Annotated in this window: 7 protein-coding genes; all 7 read left to right on the forward strand. The window is 75.7% G+C overall.

Annotation, left to right across the window (positions count from 1 at the left end):
• Window positions 1-103 precede the first annotated feature (103 nt).
• Genes LG632_RS00960 through LG632_RS00990 form a run of 7 tightly spaced genes read left to right on the forward strand, consistent with a single transcriptional unit; the run spans window position 104 to window position 19,814 of the window.
• Entirely contained in the window at window positions 104-1,720 is a 1,617-nt protein-coding gene (locus LG632_RS00960) for a chymotrypsin family serine protease (protein WP_226724364.1), read from the forward strand.
• A complete protein-coding gene (locus LG632_RS00965) occupies window positions 1,710-3,233 on the forward strand; it encodes an FUSC family protein (protein WP_226724365.1) in 1,524 nt (507 codons plus the stop codon). The genes LG632_RS00960 and LG632_RS00965 overlap by 11 nt, the downstream gene beginning before the upstream one ends.
• Before the next feature lie 13 nt (window positions 3,234-3,246).
• On the forward strand, window positions 3,247-7,917 hold the full coding sequence (locus LG632_RS00970; RefSeq protein WP_226724366.1) for a kelch repeat-containing protein: 4,671 nt from the start codon (window positions 3,247-3,249) through the stop codon (window positions 7,915-7,917).
• Window positions 7,918-7,954: 37 nt separating this feature from the next.
• Window positions 7,955-9,130, forward strand: coding sequence for a Kelch repeat-containing protein (locus LG632_RS00975; RefSeq protein WP_226724367.1), 1,176 nt, complete (start codon window positions 7,955-7,957; stop codon window positions 9,128-9,130).
• Window positions 9,127-12,456, forward strand: coding sequence for a hypothetical protein (locus LG632_RS00980; protein WP_226724368.1), 3,330 nt, complete (start codon window positions 9,127-9,129; stop codon window positions 12,454-12,456). Before LG632_RS00975 ends, LG632_RS00980 begins: the two co-directional genes overlap by 4 nt.
• Window positions 12,449-17,725, forward strand: coding sequence for a hypothetical protein (locus tag LG632_RS00985; RefSeq protein WP_226724369.1), 5,277 nt, complete (start codon window positions 12,449-12,451; stop codon window positions 17,723-17,725). The genes LG632_RS00980 and LG632_RS00985 overlap by 8 nt, the downstream gene beginning before the upstream one ends.
• Window positions 17,718-19,814, forward strand: a complete 2,097-nt coding sequence (locus LG632_RS00990) for a hypothetical protein (RefSeq protein ID WP_226724370.1) — start codon at window positions 17,718-17,720, stop codon at window positions 19,812-19,814. Before LG632_RS00985 ends, LG632_RS00990 begins: the two co-directional genes overlap by 8 nt.
• Window positions 19,815-19,873: the final 59 nt, after the last annotated feature.

Raw genomic sequence — 19,873 nt, forward strand, 5'->3', positions numbered from 1 at the left:
TCGCCAGAATTCCGTTCGAACGTTCACCAATTGCGGTGTGAGCGGTGTCCCGGCGACGTGCCGGGCATCGGCCGACGGGGCGACGGCAGGAAGGCGGGGGATCGTGGTGCTGCACGGGGACGACGCGCTGCGCGGTGGCGGGCGGTGCGCGGCGGTCATGGGCCGCGCCCTCGACCGGCTGCTCGCCGTGCCCGGAGTGCTGGCCGTGGGCATCGGCGGTCGGGCGCGACGCGGCCGGCCGACGCGGGAGCGGACCATCCGGGTCTTCGTCGCCCGCAAGCGCCCGGCGGGTGAGCTGGCGCCGGAACACCTCGTCCCGGCCGAGATCGACGGGATCGGCACCGACGTGGTGGACCTGGGGAACCCGCCGCCCGACCCGCCACCGGGGGAATGCGAGGTCCGGGGGCCGACCGGCAGCCCGCCGGGGAGTCCCAGCCGGCTCGACCTGCGCAGGTGGAAGCAGCTGATCGGTGGGGCGATGATCGCCTCGGACGTGGACCCGAGGGCGCCCGGAACCATCGGCGGATTCCTGGAGCACACCAGCGACCCCGGCAAGGTCTACGTGCTCAGCAACCAGCACGTGCTCGGCGAGACCCTCGACCGCTCGAGGAAGGCCGATGCCGACACCCGGGTCCATCACCCGATCGAGGCGCAGTTCCCGCTGGACCGGCTCTTCTCCTCCACCTCCGTGGGCACGTACGAGACGGGCGAGCGCAGCACGACCGTCGACGCGGCCGTGGCCCGCCTGGACCCGGGCGTGAAGTGGTACGCCGACATCCTGGAGATCGGCCCGGTCACCGGCACGTACGTCCCGACGGGCCCGGAGGTGGACTCGCACTGCTTCGAGGTCCGCAAGCGCGGGGTCGCCACCGGGCTCACCGGCGGCACCGTCCAGGCCGTCGGCGCGGCCTACGACGTGGACGGCATCCGCTACACCAACCTCATCATCGTCCGGCCCAACCCCAACCGGGGGCTGCCGACCACCGTCCGCAACCACTTCTCCGACCACGGCGACTCCGGCGCCCTGGTCGTCGACGCCTACAACCGGGCCGTCGGCATGGTGCTCGCCGGCTTCGGCCCCGACGAGCCGAAGGAGATGCGCGGCTGGGGGAAGGTCCTCCCCATCGGGGTGGTGCTCGACCACTTCGTGACGACCAAGCACATGCCCGTCAAGCTGGCGACGGCGACCCGCGCCAGGATCCCGCGCGTCGTGGGCCGGCCTCCCCCGCCTCCCGCTCCGTCCCCGCCGTCCCGTGCGCCCGCGTCGTCTGCCCCGCACGCGTCCGTGCTCCCACCGTCCCCGCTCCCGCCGTCGTCGCTCGGCTCCGCCGCGGTCGTGCTGCGCGCCGACCTGGGCCGTACGGTCGCCGGTCGGCGTCTGCTCCGCCTCTGGCACGACCACGGCGAGGAGCTCGTCCGGCTCACCGCCGGTCGGCCCGACCTGGCCGGCCTCTGGAGCGCCGACGGCGGACCGGGCCTCGTCCGGCACCTCGCCGAGACGGTCACCGACCCCGCACGCGCACTGCCGACCACCATCGGGGCCGTCCCCCTGGGCGAGTACGTCGACCAGGTCCACGCCGCCTACGCCCGGTACGCGGGCCCGGAGCTGCGCTCGGCGCTCGCCAGGGCCCGCAGCGCCCTGCCCGACCTGACCGGCGCGACGTACGCGCAGCTGCTCGAAGCCCTCGGCCCGCCGGAGGAGGAGCGCCATGACCACTGAGGAAGAGCTCGTCGCGGCCAAGAACCGGATCAAGGAACGGCTCTTCGCCCTCCCCGGGGTGCTGCTCGTCGGGGTCGGGGCCAAGGAGGTGGGCGGCGTCCTCACCACGCAACCGGCCGTCAAGGTCCTCGTCCGCGAGAAGTTCCCCGCCCGGGCCCTCGCGGCGGCCGAGCTGATCCCGTCGGAGGTCGACGGGATCCCCACGGACGTGGTGGGCATCGGCGGCATCGTGCCGCACGCGTCCGAGCGACCGCCCGGCGTGCTCAACCCGGCCATGCGGGAGGACAAGGAGCCCCGGTTGCGGCCCCTGACGAGCGGGGCCTACCTCGGACCGGAGGGCGTCAACAGCCAGGGCACCCTCGGCTGCTTCCTCAAGGACCGGATCCAGGAATGGAAGGTCTACGCCCTCACGTGTCAGCACGTGATCACCGACGACGGAGCGTTCACCCCGCTGCCCCTGGTGAGCCGGGTGGGCCAGCCCAGAGGAGTCGACGGCTTCCTCTGCTCCGACATCTTCGGCGCGTACGTCGCCGGGGCGGAGGAGTACGCGGTCAATCCGGACGGGAGGAAGAGCCGGGTCGCGGACCGGGACGAGGGGCTGATCCGGCTGCGGCCGGGCGAGCGCTGGCGGCCGTTCGTCGAAGGGATCGGGGAGATCACCGGAGTGCACCCGCTGACGCCGCTGGAGTCCAGCAGCAAGTACCCGGTGCGCAAGTACGGAGGACGGACGCAGAAGACCGGCGGCGTCGTCAGCGGCATGTACGACTCGCCACGGCAGGCGGACAACCTCATCCTCGTCACCCCCCACCCCCGTCCGGACCAGCAGGCCTGGGACACGCGGCACTTCTCCTGGCACGGCGACTCGGGCTCGGTCGTGGTCAACGACACGGGGACGAACGACCCCGACGGCAAGCCCGTGGTCGAGGTCGTCGGACTGCTCTACGGAGGGACTCCGGCGAACCCCGGCGAAAGCGCGGTCATGCCCATCCAGAAGGTGCTCGAACGGTTCGCGCACCACGAGCTGCTCGTCCTCGAAGTCGCCACCATCCGCAACTCCGCCCCCGTCAACACCGTCCCCGACCCCCCGCCCGGGACTCCCGCGGCCGACGCGTCGGACGGCGCCGTGCCCGCCCCCACGGGGGCCCTGGCCGGCATCGAGGCGGACCTCCAGGCATCCCCCGCCGGCCGACTGCTGCACGCCCTCTGGCGGGACCACCGCGAAGAACTGGCGGCTCTGGTCCGCCACGAGCGGCGCGTCGCCGTGGCCTGGCACCGGGGCGGCGGCCCCGGGCTCGTACAGCTCCTGGTCCGGATGTCCGCGCGGGCCGACCTCGCCCTGCCGCAGACCCTGGCCGGCCGGCCCCTGGACGACTGCGTCGACCAGTTGCACCGGGAGTTCCGGGAGCACGCCGGCCCCGACCTCAGGGCCGCGCTCGACCGGGCGCACAGCGCCCTGCCCCGGCTCGCGGGCCTGACCTATCCGCAACTGATCGACGCGCTCGGGCGCGCCTGAGGAGGCCGGTGCCATGGCGGAGCGACCCGGCACGTTGGAACACCTGGCGGCTGCACTCGCGGACATCGTCCGGTCCACCGGGGCCATGGTCCGCGACGACCTCGTCCTCGGCACCTTCGAATGCCTCGGCGTGCGGTTCCCGCCGGAGTTCCTGACCGATCCCCGGATCACGCCGGCCCGCCGGACCATCGGCGCCGCCACCGCGGCCGTCGACGCGCCCGAGCGGCGGCTGCGCGAGGCGATCCGGACGGGCAGGGCCGCCGACATGGCCACGGCCGCCCTGGAACTGGTCCAGAGCTGCGCCCGCGTGCACGCCGCCCTGCCGGCGCTGACGGCCGCGCTGCGCGCCTCGGGCCCCACCCTGCCCGGGATCTCGCAGCAGCAGATCGACGCGCTCGCCACCGATCTGGAGGCCAAGCTCAGCAAGCTCTCCCTCGCCCGGGCCATGAACGCCTCCCCACTGATGGCCGCCTGGTACACCCTCTTCGGCGTGCTGGAGCGGACGTTCCACCCCGGAGAGCCCGCCACCGACCCCACCCGTCCCCCCTACGAACAGCTCGACCTGTACCTGGAGCGGCTGCTGCCGTCCCTGCTCGATCCCGCCGGCCAGCTGCGCGAGCGGTACGGGTGGGGCACGGCCGCCTTCGACGCGGCGAAGCTGCTCGCCGTGCTGGAGACCGTCCTGACACGGATCGGGCTGCCCGCGCTGTTCGTGCCCGCCACCGCCACCACCCCACCGCTGCTCCAGGCGCTCGCCGTCGACGTCACCCCCACCGCCGACGGCGCGGGCCTGGACGTGGAGGTGGTCCTGCGCGGGGAGGGCGAGGTCACCCGGCCGGTCGAGGGACTGCGGCCCGGCGTCACCGGCACCTTCGGTGCCGCCGGGAGCCTGCCGACCGGCGCCAGGGGGGAGCTGCGGCCCTCCTTCGCGCTCCGGCTCGCCCCACCCGCACCGGACCGCCCGGTGGGGCTCCTGCTGTCGGTGCGACTGGAGTCGCGCCCCGGGCAGCCCGTCGTGCTGCTCGGCCAGGCGGGCGGCAGCAGGCTGGAGATCGACGCGTTCTCCGTCGCCGCCGGCCTCGCCCTCACCACGGACCCGGCCACCGGACACGCGCACGGCGCACCGCTGGCCGAAGCCTCGCTGAGCGGCGGACGGCTGGTCATCGACGCCTCCGCGGGCGACGGGTTCATCTCCTCCGTCCTCGCCGGAGGCCGCCTGGAAGCCGGCTTCGAGCTCGGCCTCGCCTTCGCCCCGGACACCGGACTGCGCTTCACCGGAAGCGGCGGGCTGGAGGTGCAGATCCCCGTCCACCTCGGGCTCGGCCCCGTGGAGATCCGCACCGTCCTCGTCGCCGCGCGCCTCGGCGGCGGGAGCGTGCCCGTCGAACTCTCCGCGGGCTTCACCGCCACCCTCGGCCCGGTCACGGCGGCCGTCGAGCGGATGGGTGTGGTGGCCGAGTTCTCCCTCCCGCCCGGCGGCGGCAACCTCGGGCCCGCCCAGCTCGACTTCGCCTTCAAACCTCCCAGCGGGATCGGCCTGCTCGTCGACGCCGGCGTGGTCACCGGCGGCGGCTACCTCTACGCCGACCCCGACCGCGGCGAGTACGCCGGCGCGCTGGAGCTGGACTTCGCGGGCCTGGTCGCGCTCAAGGCGATCGGCCTCGTCAGTACCCGCCTGCCCGACCGGCCGGGCGGGTTCTCCCTCCTCGTGCTCATCACCACGGAGTTCGGCGGTGGCGGGATCCAGCTGGGCTACGGCTTCACCCTGCTCGCCGTGGGCGGCCTGATCGGGCTCAACCGCGGCATGGACCTGCGGGCCCTGGTCGAGGGCGTCGCGACCGGCCGCGTCGAGTCCGTGATGTTCCCCAAGGACCCCGTCGCCAACGCCCCCCGCGTCATCAGCGACCTGAGGACCTACTTCCCGCCCCAGGACGGCACGTTCCTGATCGGGCCCATGGCCAAGATCGGTTGGGGCACGCCCACCCTGGTCAGCGTCTCGCTCGGTGTGGTCGTCGAGATCCCGGGGAACATCGCGATCCTCGGGGTGCTGCGCTGCGTCCTGCCCACCGAGCAACTGCCGCTGCTCGTCCTCCAGGTCGCCTTCGTCGGCGCGATCGAGTTCGACCGCTGCCGGGTGTGGTTCTTCGCCAGGATCTTCGACTCGCGCGTCCTGACGATGACGCTCGACGGCGGCATGGGCCTGCTCGTGTCCTGGGGCGACGACCCCCAACTGGTGCTGACGGTCGGGGGGTTCCACCCCGCGTACAAGGCGCCGCAGCTGCCCTTCCCGGTTCCGGAGCGGATCTGCGTCGACATCCTCCACCAGCCCGGCCGGCTCATCCGCGTGTCCGGGTACTTCGCCGTCACCAGCAACACCGTCCAGTTCGGCGCCCACGCCGAAATCCGCCTCGGCTTCGACGACTTCGGCATCGAAGGGCACCTGGGCTTCGACGCGCTCTTCCAGTTCTCGCCGTTCGCCTTCGTCGTCCGGGTCTCCGCCGGCGTCTGCCTCAAGGCCTTCGGCGTCGGGATCTTCGGCATCGACCTCGACTTCCAGCTGGAGGGGGTGGCTCCCTGGCGGGCGCGGGGCCGGGGTTCGATCTCCCTGCTGTTCTTCGAGATCTCCGCCGACTTCGACATCACCTGGGGCGAGGAGCACCACACCACGCTGCCGCCCGTCGACGCCCTGACCCTGCTCGCGGCCGAGCTGGCGAAGACGGAGGGCTGGGAGACCCGGCTGCCCGCCGGCGGCACCGTCCCGCTCGTGACCCTGCGCCCGCTGGGCGAGCAGGACCGGCTGGTCCTGCACCCGCTCGGCAGCCTCTTCGTCCGCCAGCGGGTCCTCCCGCTCGGGGTCCGTATCGACCGGATCGGCGCCCAGCGCCCGGCGGACGCCGTGCGCTTCCGCGTCGAGCCGGCCGCCGGGAGCGAGCTGGTGCGGCTGTCCACCACCGCCGACAAGTTCGCCATGGCCCAGTTCCGCGACATGGACGACGCGGACAAGCTCTCGGCGGCCGGGTACGAGGACCAGGACGCCGGGATCGAGCTGGGCACGGCCCAGGACGCCTTGGCCGCGGTCCGCGCGGTGCGCCGCAGCGCCCGCTACGAGGCCCACGTGTTCGACAGCACCGCGGCCCCGCACCGCACCGGCTCCGCCGGAGCCACCGGAGCCACCCGAGCCGCCGGAGCCGCCGGAGCTGTCGGAGCATCCGGCACGGTCACCCGGTTCAAGAGCGTCAGCGGCGCGGTGTTCGACCGGCTCCGGGCCGGCAGCAGCACCAGCCGCTCCCCGCTGTCGCGGCACGAGGAGCGGCTGCGCCGCCCGTTCGACGCCGAGGACACCGCCCGCGTGTCGGGTCCCCGCTTCGTCATCGCCCATGTACGCACCAACGCGCAGGCGTTCGCCCCGTCCGGCGGCCTCGACCAGGGCCAGGACGGCTACCGCAGCCGTACCGCCGCAGAAGAGGCCCTGGCCTCCTGGGTGGCCGCCGATCCCCGGCTGGCGGGGCGGCTGCACGTGCTGCCCGAGTCGGAGGCGGCCCGCGCCCTGGCCCGCCCCGGCACCTGGTCCGCCGCCGGCCCCGCGCCGTACGCCGCCCACCTCGACGCGGCCGACGCCGTCCGGCTGGCCGACGGCGCCGTCCTGGTCGCCGGCGGCGCGGACGGCACCGGCGCGGTGCTCGCCTCGGCGGCGGTGTGCGACCCGGTGACGCTCGACTGGACCGCCCTGCCCGACCTGCGCACCGCCCGCACCCGCCACACGGTCACCCGGCTCGCCGACCACCGGGTCCTGGTGACCGGCGGGCAGGACGAGCACGGCCGAGCCCTGTCCTCCGTCGAGATCTTCGATCCCGTCACCGGGGTCTGGAGCGGCGCGGGCTCCCTGGGCACGGCCCGCTACGACCACCGCGCCACCCTGCTCGGCACCGGCGAGGTCCTGGTGACCGGTGGCATCGGCACCCCGGGCGACGGCACCGCCGGCCGCACCCTGAGCTCGGCCGAGCTGCTGGACCCGCGCACCGGCACCTGGAAGCCCGCCCGGGACATGGCCGACGCCCGGTGCCGCCACGAGGCGGTCCTCCTCGGCGAGCAGGGCCCCGTCCTGGTCGTCGGCGGCGCCCTGGAGACCGGCGGTGAGCCGGCCGCCCTCGCGTTCTGCGAGCGCTACGACCGCACCACCGACTCCTGGGCCCCGGCGGCGAGCCTCGCCACTCCCCGCACCGGCCACCAGGCCACCCGGCTGGCCGACGGCACCGTCCTCGTCACCGGTGGCCGGGCGCCGGGGGCCGACGGGCCCGGTGCCGCAGGCCGGTTCGACAGCGCCGAGCCACCCTCCGTCGAGCGGTACGCACCCACCGCGGACACCTGGTCGGCCGAGGCCCCCCTGCCCGGCGCCGGCCGCAGCGGGCACCGGGCGGTGCCGCTGCGCTCGGGCCGGGTGCTGCTCACCGGTGGGACCGGCGGCCCCGGGCGCACCACCGGCTACCGCAGCACGCTGCTGTTCGACCCGGCCACGCACACCTGGACCGCCACCGGCGGGCCGGCCACCGGCCGCCACGGGTTCGCCGCCGTGGAGCTGGACGACGGCCGGGTCCTGGCCGTCGGGGGCACCGTCCGGTCCGGTCCGGCGACCCCCGACGGTGCGCGGACCACCACGGCGACGGCGGAGGTCTACACCCCATGAGCGCGCTCAGCACCACCACCACGAAGGGTTCGAGGCCATGAGCAGTCCCCCCGCGGCGGCCGCCGGCGGCTGGACGAAGACCGGCGACCTGCCCCTGGCAGCGAGCTGGTACGGGCAGCACGACGGAGCCGTCCTGCTGAAGAACGGCCAGGTCCTCGTCGTGGGCGGCGCGGACGCCCAGGGCCGTGCCCTGGCCAAGGGAGCCGTCTACGACCCGGCCACCGGTGCCTGGACGGCCACCACCTCGCTGCGCGACCCCCGCCGGCTGCACACCGTGACCCGGCTGGGCAACGGCAAGGTCCTCGTCACCGGAGGCACCAGCGGCCCCTCGCGGCTGTCACCGCCCCTGAACACGGTCGAGCTCTACGAGCCGGGCACCGACACCTGGAAGACCGTGACCGCCATGCGCGAGGCGCGCTGCGGCCACACCGCCGTACCCCTGGACGGCACCCTGGTCCTGGTCGCCGGCGGCTACGCGGCCCGGTCGGCGACCTCCGTACGGGCCCTGCGGACCGCGGAGGTCTACGACTGGGAGGCCGACACCTGGCACGACGCCAAACCCATGAACGACGCCCGCGCGGACCACGGCGCCGTCCGCTTCAAGGCCGGCCGGGTGCTGGTGTCCGGCGGCACCGTGCCCGTCTCCCCCACCGGGGACACGGCCCTCGCCTTCTGCGAGTTGTACGACCCGGCCACGGACACCTGGACCCCCACCGGCAGCCTGCTCCAGCCGCGGGGCGGCCACCGGAGCGTCCTGGCCTCCGACACCACGGCCCTGGTGGTCGGCGGGGCGACGCCGGGCACCGCGGGCGACGGCACGTACGCCCCCTTCCGCACGCTCACGGCCGAGCGGTACGACGTCACCACGGGAGAGTGGGCGGCGCTGCCCGAGGCACCCGGCGGACGGGGCGCCCACCAGGTGGTGCCCCTGGGCACCGGCAGCTTCCTCGTCGCGGGCGGCACCGCCGACGTGCACAACGGCGCGGGCTACCAGAGCACCCTGATCCTGGACCCCGCCGCCCCCGCCGCCCGGACGTGGACCGCCGCGGCCGGCCAGCTCACCGGCCGCTGGGCGTTCGCCGCGGTCGCCCTGGACCGCAACAAGGTCCTCGTCACCGGTGGGACCGTGCAGAACGGCCTCGCCGCCCCCGACCCCGCCACCGCCGAACTCACCCGGAGCACCGAGATCTTCACCGCCGGGAGCCCCGGATGACCACCAACGGCTATTCCTTCCTGCCCTGGCTGCGCACCGGAATCGCCACCAGGATCGCCGACCCGGCCGACCCGGCGGCGTACACCGCCCCGGTGACCGGGCGCGCCACCGTCCCCGTCGAACTCGACGTGACCGGGGAGCCCGTGGTCCCCGGCCCCCTGCTGCACGCGCCCGTACGGCAGCGCGTGCAGCTCTACGGGCCCGGCGACGTGATCGGCGTGGACCCCAGGGCGATCTCCCGGGTCGAGCCCCGGCCCGGGACCACCGAGACCGAACCCAACTACCTCGCCCACATCGAGTTCTACCCCGAGGACTTCGCCTGGCGGTACAGCCCCGCCGCCCCGGACCACGGCACCGGCCGGCTGCGCCCCTGGCTCGCTCTGATCGTCCTCGAAGGACCGCAGGACACCGGCGGCCGGGGCGAGTTCGAGGAGGGCGGGCCGCCGGCCGGCCCGCTGCCGTACATCACCGTCCCCGACCCCGCCGGGTGCCTGCCGCCCGCCGAGGAGCTCGGCGCCTGGGCGCACGTCCACGTCGACACCGATCCCGGCGAACCGCTGATCTCGGAGCCCGAGGACATGCCCGCCACCCTCGCCCGGCTGCGGGAACTGCTGCGCACCCGGCCCGACCGGGCCTGCTCCCGGATCATCAGCCCCCGCCACCTCAGCGCGAACACCCCTTACCACGCCTTCCTCGTCCCGGCCTTCGAGACCGGGCGCCTGGCAGGGCTCGGGGAGCCGCCCGACGACACGGACGCCACCTCGGCGAGCTGGGGACCGGGCCGGGCGGGACTGCGCCTGCCGTACTACCACCGGTGGTCGTTCCGTACGGGTTCCACCGGCGACTTCGAGGAACTGGTCCGCCGGATCCGGCCCCGCAGGCCCGATCCGCTGGTGGCCCGGCGGGAGGTCGACGTCCTGCGTCCGGAGTTCGGGCTGCCGCCGATCGACCGGCCCCCGGCCCTCGGCGGGGTGCTGCGCCTGGGCGGAGCCCTGCGGATCCCCCGGCGGACCCGGGACCTGTGGGACAACTGGGACGGCAGGTTCAGCGCACCGCCGCCCCCGCAGCCCTACCCCCACCCCTTCCAGCGTGCCCTGGCCGGACTGGTCAACCTCTCGGCGGACTACCTGCGCCGGACCCCGGCCGCGGCGCACGCCGACCTCGCCGCCGACCTCGCCGCGCACGGCGTGACCGGCGCCGAGCCCCCGGCCCATGTCGACCCGGTCATCACCCCGCCCCTGTACGGCCGCTGGCACGCCCGGACCGACCGGCTGCTCCGCGACGGCAACGGGGCTCCGCTGCCGGAGCCGCTGGACCGCAACTGGGTGCACCGGCTGAACCTCGACCCCCGTTTCCGGGTCGCCGCGAACTTCGGCACCCAGGTGGTGCAGGCCCACCAGGAGGAGTTCATGGCCGCAGCCTGGGAGCAGGTCGGCGACGTGCTGGCCGCCAACCAGCGCATCCGCGCCGCACAACTGGCCCGCGAGGTCGGTCACTCCCTCCAGCACAAGCACCTTTCCCCACCCGGCACGGCACCCGGCACCCAGCCCGGCACCGCACCGGGCACCGCACTCGGCACCGGCCCCGCCCGGGGGACCGCGCCCGGCCCGCTCGCCGGACCCGACTCGGGCCGTGCCCTGCGGCTGACCGCGCCGGCCCACTTCCGGGTCCGCTCCCCCGGCTCCTCCACGGCCCCCGGGCGGGCGGCCCTCCCCGGCGCGCCGGGGGGCGAGGTCGTCGGGCACCGGGTGGCCGGCAGCCGGGTGGCCGCCGCGCCGCTGTCGGCCGGCATGCGCCGGATGATGCGGCCGGGCTCCCGGCTGATGCGGGCCCTGTTCCCCCGGCAGTCCGGCCTCGCCGCCGCCGACCCGCCGGACGCCCTGGTCCCCAAGATGGACCGGGCCTCCGGGGCCGTCACCGCCGCCGCGCAGCGGCGGACACCGGCCGCCCTGGTGACCCCGCGCCACCTGGCCGAGGTGCTCCACCCCGGCGCGCCCCCGCCCGGCGAGGACCCGGTGGCCGAGCTGCCCACGTGCCGGGCGTTCACGATCAGCCTCCCGCAGGAGGGTGTCGTCCCCGCTCCCGGCGGACCCGACAGCGAGGAGGCGGAGCTGTTCAAGGCGGGCCTGCGGGAGAACGTCCGCAGCGGGCGGGACGCCGACGTCGGCGCGCGGGCCCCCGCGCGCGACGAGCTCGGGGTCACCCCCACCAGCCAGGCCGTCCTGGCCGGGCTGAGCGCGGACGCCACCGTGCCGCGCAGCGTGTTCTCCGACGTCCGCCTCCCCGGCCGGCTGCGGCCGTTCGCCGAGCGGTTCCTGGAGGTCATGGCCCATCCGGTGATCGACACCCCGGCCTACCGGTGGCTGCGGGACCTCTCGGTGGACGCCTTCGTGCCCAACCTGGGGCTGGTGCCGCCGAACTCGATCACCCTGCTCACCCCCGACCAGGAGTTCATCGAGGCGTACATGGTCGGTCTCAACCATGAGATGGCCCGCGAGCTGCTCTGGCGCGAGTACCCGACCGACCTGCGGGGCACCCCGTTCCGCCAGTTCTGGGACCCACGTGTGGACCTGCCCCGGCCCTGGGAGGACGAGGAGGAGCGGCGCGAGCGGCTGTACGACATCGCGGAGATCGCCGAGTGGGCCCCGGAGTCCGCCCTCGGGACCCACGACCACCGGGACGGGCAGCGGGCCGCCGCCGCCCGGGACGACACCGCCCAGGAGGAGGAACTCGTCCTGGTGATCCGCGGCGACCTGCTGAAGAAGTACCCGACCGCCGCCGTCTACGCCCACCGCGCCGACTGGGCGCGCGACGACGACGGCGTCCCGCACCCCGAGGCGGAGCGGGTGCTGGCCGACGTCCCCGACGGGGACCGGCCGTCTCCCGAGCTGGTCCGCCTGCCGATCTACGAGGCCACGGTCGAACCGGACATCACCCTGCTCGGCTTCGACCTGACCCCGACCGCCGCCCGGGGGGCGCGCCCGACGGACCCCGGCTGGTTCTTCGTCGTCCAGGAACGCCCCGGCGACCCGCGCTTCGGCGCCGACGAGACGCCCTCGGGCCCCCTGGAGGTGTGGAACGACCTCGCCTGGAGCCACATCGATCCGCACGGCCGCCGCTTCGTCGAGCTCGACCCCGCCCGGGAACTGCCGCTCGTCCGCCCCGACGGTTCCGAGGACGACGCGGAGAAGGAGGCCCAGCGCCGCGAGGACGCGCGACTGCCTCCCTGGTCGGGGCGGCTCAGCTCCGCCGACCTCGCCTACATGCTCTTCCAAGCACCGGTGCTGGTCGCCGTGCACGCACAGGAGATGCTCCACGATGCCTGACCAGCTCAGCGACGCCTACCCGGTCCTGCTCGGACCCGTCCGCGTCGAGACCCGGTTCACCGAGGACCGCCTCCTGGTCCGCGTGTTCCCCGACGAATGGGCCGTCGACGCCGCGGAGCAGCTGCCCAGCGAGGCCGAGTTCAGCGCCCTCACCGCCTACTGGACCGGGGTGTGGCGGGCAGCCGGCGACGCCGGCGCGGAGCGGGTCGCCTGGCAGGAGTTCACCCGGCGGGTCGCGCCCGGCCGGGCCACCTGGCTCCGGGACACCCACCGCCCCGCCGACCCCGGCGACCGCCCGAGCGGCTTGCCGGAGCGGACCACCGTCCTGGTCGTCACGACCACGGCCGCCCTCCCCGCCGCCGACCGGCAGCCCACCGTCGCCTACTGGACCGCCGTGTGGCGGGCCCACGGGGACCGGGCCCGGCTCCGGGCGGCCGAAGCGGCACTGCTCGCCGCCGTGGGCCCGGCCCGCGCCCGTACGGTCCGCGCGCGGCCGCCGGCCGGGATCGACGCGGCACCGCTGGTGTCCGGCGACGGGGTGGTGGTGGCCTTCCTGGTCGTACCGCGCCCCGCGGCCCTCGCCGCCGACTCCTGGACCCGGGCGGCGCGGGCGCGGCTGCTCCCCGACCGGATCACCGTCCTCGGCTTCACGGGCGGCCGGCGGATGTTCTCCGTGACGGGCGCGCCGATCCCCGCCGAGCTGGCCGTCGGCCCCGACCCCGGCGCGGAGGACAAGCCGCGGGTGGACGAGGACAGCGGCGCTCTGCACGTGCCGGACGACCTGGCATGGCTCACCGACTTCGACGCCGCCGTCGCCGTGGGCATGGGCGTACGCGTCCCGCTGGACGAGCACACCCGCGACGGGGTGGAGCGGCTGATCGTCCTCGGGCTGCGGCGCGGCCGGGGTCCGCAGGACTCCGCCACCGCCCTCACCGACCTGATCGGCCGGCAGCTGCGCAGCCCCGCGGGTTTCGCCCTCGTACCGCAGGGCACGCCGACCAACAACACCGAGGCCGCCCCGGCGGGCCAGGACCCGCACACCGAGGCCCTGGCCGGGCTCCGTACCGCCGAGGGGGCCGGGCCCGCCGCGGCCGCCGACTGGACGGCCCGGACCGACGGCCAGTGCCTGGCCGAACTGCTCGGCATCGACCCCACCGCCCTGGTGGCGGTGCCCCACGCCGACGGCACCGACCAGCGCGACGCCCGCGCCGCCAACACCGCGCTGTGGCCCGCCACCTGGGGCGGCTTCCTGAGCACCGCCCTGCACCCGGTGGTCACCGACCAGGACGCGGCACGCACCCGCGACTTCTTCCTGCGCCACGTCTCGGGTCGCGGCCCGGTCCCCGCCGTCCGCATCGGCCGGCAGCCGTACGGGATCCTGCCGACCACCGCCTTCACCCGGCTGACGTGGCCGGCCGGCCCCACCGCGGCCCACCGCACCGCCCTGCACCACCTGCTCACGGCGGTGCGGGAGGACTGGCGGACCGCGTCCGCGCGGGTCGCCCGCCTCGACTCCGGCAGCCCCGACCCGCACCAGCGGCTCCTGGACATCCTCGCCCTGCACCCGACCTCCGCCGAGTACCACCAGCGGTACGCCCGCAGCGTCGCCGACCTCTACAACCAGGAGAACCTCGCGGGCCGCGGCCCCGACGTGACCGCGGCCCTGACCGACCGGCTCCACCTGGCGCGGCCGCTGAACGCCCTCCTGGCCCGCCTCGGCTACGACACCCGGCCACCGGGCGGGCCCGCCCGTCCCGAACCCGAGCTGTTCCACCGCCTCTTCGAGGACACCGCACGCCCGCTGCTCGGCCCCCTCGTCGACGACCGCCCCCTGTCCGAGACCGACCGGCTGCGCCCGTGCACCACCCCGCCCACGCCCCTGAACTACCTCCACTGGCTCGCCGCGGCCGGGCGCCGCGACCTGGACCTGGTCCGCCTGGAGGACGGCTTCGCCGCGGGCCCTCCGGCGGCCCTGCTGTACCTGCTCGTCCGCCACGCCGTCCTGCTCGGCTGGGAGGAGACCGGTCGGCGGCTCGCCGTCGCCGCCGGCCGGACGCCGGTCCCTGCGGTGGACCCGCCGTTCATCCACGTCAGGACGCAGCGGCCCGGTGAGCCGGACCCGCCCGTGAGCGAGAGCCGCTACCGGCAGCTCTACGCGCCCGACCCCGCCGTCACCGGCAGCACCGACCCCCAGCGCCTGGTCCACCAGCACGTTCCCGGGATCCTGGGCACCCACCCCGCCACCAGCGAGCTCGACGAGCAGCTGCGCGCCGTCGCCCTGCTGGGCGACCTGCCGACCGCAAAGCTGGAGCGGTTGCTCGCCGAGCACATCGACTGCGCCACGTACCGCTTCGACGCCTGGTGGCTGGGCCTGGCCAACGAGCGGCTGGCCGAGCTGAGGTACGGCCCCGACGGCACCGGCACCCCCACCAGGGGCGTGCACCTGGGCTGTTACGGGTGGCTGGAGGAGGTACGGCCCCGGCGCGTGCCGCTGCCGCGGGTGGCGGTCCCGGCCGACCTCACCCGTGTGTTCGGTGACGACCCGGTGCCCCACGACCCCGGCAACGGCGGCTACGTGCACGCCCCGTCGCCCGCACACGCGCGCACCGCCGCCGTCCTGCGGGCCGGGTACACGGCCAACGGTTCCCGGGAGAACGCCCGTTCCTTCGCGGTGAACCTCAGCTCCGAGCGCGTCAGGACCGCCCTGGCGCTGCTCGACGGACTGCGGCAGGGCCAGTCGCTGGGCGCCCTGCTCGGCCACCGCTTCGAACGGGGGCTGCACGAGCGGCGGCCCGGCAGCCGGCCACCCGGGGTCGAGCTCGACAAGTTCCTGCCGGCCCTGCGCGCCGCGTTCCCGATGCGCGCGGGCAAGCTCTCCCCGGTGGTCCCCGGCCCCGGCGTGCCCCTCGACGTCGTGGAGGCCCGCAACGTCGTCGACGGCCTCGCCCTCGTCCAGCGCGCGACCCGCACCCCCGGCGGCGCCACCTACCCCTTCGGCGCCGCGGACATGCCGCCCGCCACCACCGACGAGGCCCTGGCGCTGGAGGACGAGGTGCGCCGGCTGCTCCACCTGCACGACGCGCTCGCCGACCTCGCCGTCGCCGAAGGCGCCCATCAGGCCCTGCTCGGCAACACCGACCGCGCCTCGGTCACCCTCGACGCCTACGCCAAGGACGGCGTCCCGCCCGAACCCGCCGTCGTGGCCACCCCACGCGGCGGCACCACGCTCACCCACCGCTTCGGCATCCAGCTCACCGCCGGTCTCCGGGCGGACCACCTGCCGCCGCTCTACTTCGGCGACAGCCCGCGCGCCAAGGCGGAGCCGGCCGTGAACGACTGGCTGCCGACCCTGCTCCCCGCGCAGCGGGACGTGGCCGCGCTCGTCACCTGGCCCGACCCGCTCGGCGGCGCACCCCACCAGCGCGTCGTCACCCAGGCGGACCTCGCGCTGCAGCCCCTCGACCTGCTGTGGGCCGTCCGCCCCGGGGACCACACGGCCATGACGGACCTGGACGACCGGATCATCGGCGTGGTGACCCGCGAGGAACGCCCCCGCCCCGACGTCGCCCTCACCATCCGGTACACCCGGCGGGTACCGGACAAGATCACCTTCTTCGAACTGTCCCCGCTCCTCGACGCGCTGCGCACGCTCTTCACCACCTCCCGCCCGCTGCGCCCCACCGACCTCCTCCCCGCCGCCGGCACCACGGCCGTCGACCGGTCCGCCGACGACGCCGTCGCCGTCTCCCGCGACCGGCTCTCCGCCGTCCACGACGCCCTCACGGCCCTGCGCACGCAGGTGACCGACCGGTCCGCGGAGCTGAGCCGGCTCTACCCCGCCGCTCCCGCCCCGCCCCTGCGCGCCGAGGTGCTCGACCGGATCGACGTCCTGCTCGCCGGGTACGCGCAGCTGTGCACCACGGCGGGCGGCTTCGGGATGCCGCGCAGCGGCTGGGGCGAACTGACCGCCTGGCGGCGGGAGGTGTACGCCGCCCTGCTGGCCGCGGTCGCCACGGCGGCCGGGCGCATGGACCGTGCGCTCGGCCAGGCAGACCAGCTCCTGCACGACGAGCGGGCCCTGCCGCCCACCGCCCCCGACGAGGACCGCTTCCGCCTGCTGGAGACGGCGGAGCGGCTGTTGACGACCGCGCCCACGACCCCCCGCCCGGACCGCCCCGCCGCGTTGCGCGCGATCGTCACCAACCGGCGCACGGCCTTCACCGGCCGCCTCGCGGACCTCAGGAGCGTGGCCCGGACCGGCCGGGACACCCTGGCCGGCCTCCTCGCCGAGATCCGCGGGTACCTGCCGCTGGACGGCTTCGACCCCGTCGGCCTGGACCTGACCCCGTTCGAGGACCGGATCGTGGACCACGGACGGGAACTGCTCCGCCGTACCAAGGCGCTGGGCGAGGCCGTCGACGAGCGGCTCAAGGACGCCGGCACCGCCCTCGGCGCGTACGACGCCGCGCCGCCCGGCCCGGAACGGGTACGGTGCGCCACCGACACCCTCAAGGCGCTGCTGGGACCGGACGCCCTGGTCGTACCCGAGTTCACCCCGACCGCGGCACTGGCCGGGGACTGGGACCGGGCCCGGGCCGACAGCGAGCGGCTCGTCGCCCACCTCACGGACGACTTTGGCCGGGACTTCCCCGTCGACGACTGGCTGCACGGCATCGCCCGCGTGCGCGACAAGCCCCGGCTGTGGGAGAAGGCCGTGGTCCTCGCCGACGCGCTGCGCGGCCCGGGCGGGCTGATGAGCGACATCGCCGGCACGGCGGACCCCGCCCTGACCCCCGTGCAGCTCCCCTACCGCCCGGGGGACAGCTGGGCGGCCATGGAGTTCAAGGCCGGGGCCCGTCCGACCGAGGACCGGGTGCTGTTCACCGCCCACTACGCCCCGGCCCCGCCGGGCCTGCCCACCGCGCCCCGCTGCGGGCTGCTGTTCGACGAGTGGACCGAGGTCGTGCCGTCCGACAGCGAGACCACCGGCATCGCCCTGCACTACGACGGCCCCGACTCGGAACCGCCGCAGGCGATGCTGCTGGTGGTGCCCCCGGCCCGCACCGGCACCTGGGACGAGGACGACCTCGTGGCCGCCGTCCAGGAGACCCTGGACCTCGCCGCGTTGCGGGCGGTGGAGCCGGACCACCTCGACGACACGGCGTACGCCCATCTGCTCCCGGCCACCGTGCTCTCCGCGACCCGCCGGCCGATCACGATCAGCACCGATCTGGCACTCGGCAACCTGCGAGGGAAGACCCATGCCTGAACCCTCCGGCCCGGACCCGTCCGGCCCCGACCTGTCCGGCCCCGATCCCGTCGGCCCCGACCCCGTCGGCTCCGACCCTGCCGGCCTGCGCATCGAGCGGCTGCGCGAGGCGCTCGACGACCGGCTCGCCCCCACCGTCGGCCTGTGGAACCGGCTCGAAGGCCGCCCCCGGACCGCCGACTTCGGGCGCGCCCTGCGGGTGGAGGTCCGCGACCCGCTGTGGATGCTCACCCGGCAGTGGCAGCTCGGTGAGTTCCGGGCCGCCGACGCCGGCTCGCCCGTGACCGCCACGTACGCGGTCGTGTCCGCGCCCACCACCCTCGTCCGCCCCGGCGAGCACGGCGCCACCGAGCGGTTCACCGCCGACCGGCCGCTGGAGGCGGTGGCCGAACGCCGCGCGCTGCCCCTGGCCTTCGGCCCCGAACGGATCGGCTTCGACCTGCGTCTGGCCATCGGCCGGCGCTGGCTCAAGCTCGTGGCCCGCAACCGCCTGGTCAACGCGGTCAACCTGAACGTACGCCGCCAGTACGTGGACCGCTATCCGGTCCCGCTGCCCGACCCGGAGGCCGAGGACGACGCCCCGCGCGTGGCGCACCCCGAGGTCTGGTCGGTCTTCCAGGCGGTCGCGGGCCGCCGGATGGACGGGTACGAGTTCTACCGCCGGCTCACCGCGGGCATGCCCGCCTACGAAGGCATCTCCGGGATCGGCGACCTGCACCGCGACGAGCTGGTCAAGCTGGGCGAGCGGCTGGTGGCCTGGTTCGACGACCTCATCGACCGCCCCGCCCCGCTCCCCGCCCCACCGCCCGGGGGCCCGTCCGCCGGAGGCCCGTCCGTCGAGGGCCCGTCCGCCGGGGGCCCGTCCGCCGGGGGCCGGGACAACGCTGCCTGGGACCCGGCCCGCCTCGAACACCGGCTGGCCATCCGTACGGCGGACCGGCACGACGGCGCGGGCGCGCGCGTCCTGTCGGCCCCCGAGTACCCCGGAGGCAGCCTCGACTGGCACGCGTTCTCGGTCGACCCCCACACCCGGCTCGATCCCCCCGCCCCCGGGAGCCCGCCGGCGCAGCTCCCGCGGGTGTTCAACCGTACGGTCTTCCCCGCGCCGGTCCGCTACTCCGGGATGCCGCTGCCCCGCTGGTGGGCGCTGGAGGACGGCCGTACCAACTTCGCCGCGGTCCGCCCCGACAGCACCGACCTGGCCCGGCTGGTCTTCCTGGAATTCGCCCTGGTCTACAGCAACGACTGGTACCAGCTGCCCTGCGACCTGCCCGCCGGGACCTTGGCCACCGTCCAGGGCCTGACCGTGACCGACGTGTTCGGGGAACGGCTGTGGATCAGCCCTGCGGGGACCGGCCCGGACGTGACCTGGCAGGACTGGTCGATGTTCACCCTCAACACCCTCGGCGACACCGCGAAGGCGCCGCCACCGGCCGGCCCCGCCGCCGCCCCCGGGCAGGACACCGGCCCCGCCCCGGGCCTGCTGCTGCCGGGCAGCGTGCCGAAGGTCGCCGAGGGGCCCGTACTGGAGGAGGTCGCGCTCGTCCGCGACGAGACGAGCAACCTCGTGTGGGGCATCGAGCAGACGGTCACCCTGGCCACCGGTGAACCGCGCCGCGGCAGCGAGGCCGCGGCCGAACGCCTCGCCCATCTGCTCCGCCTGAACCCGCCCCCGCAGCCGCCCCCGGCCGCGGCCCCCGTGGCGTACACCGTCATGAACGCGATCCCGGAGAACTGGATCCCGTTCGTCCCCGTCCACGTGCCCGAACAGAACCGCGCCATCCAGCTCCAGCGCGCCGCGCTGCCCAGCGTGCTGGGCGGCGGCCGGATCGTCACCCCGCGGACCTCGCTGCTGCGCGAGGGCCTGGACCGGGGCGACCGGTACTTCGTCAACGAGGAGGAGGTGCCGCCGACCGGCACCCGGCTCTCCCTGTCGTACAACCGGACCCGCTGGACCGACGGCCGGGTGGCGCTCTGGCTGAGCGCCCGGCGCCGCACGGGCCGCGGTGAGGCGTCCAGTGGGCTCGCCTTCGACTTCCTCAAGGACACCACCACGCCACCGGCCCCGCCTCCGACCGGCAGCAGGTAGGAGCACGGCCCCCCAACCGTGCCGGGCCGGGGCCGCCGCCTCGGCGCGGCCCCGGCCCG

The organism is Streptomyces antimicrobicus, from assembly GCF_020532625.1.
GTDB lineage: Bacteria > Actinomycetota > Actinomycetes > Streptomycetales > Streptomycetaceae > Streptomyces > Streptomyces antimicrobicus.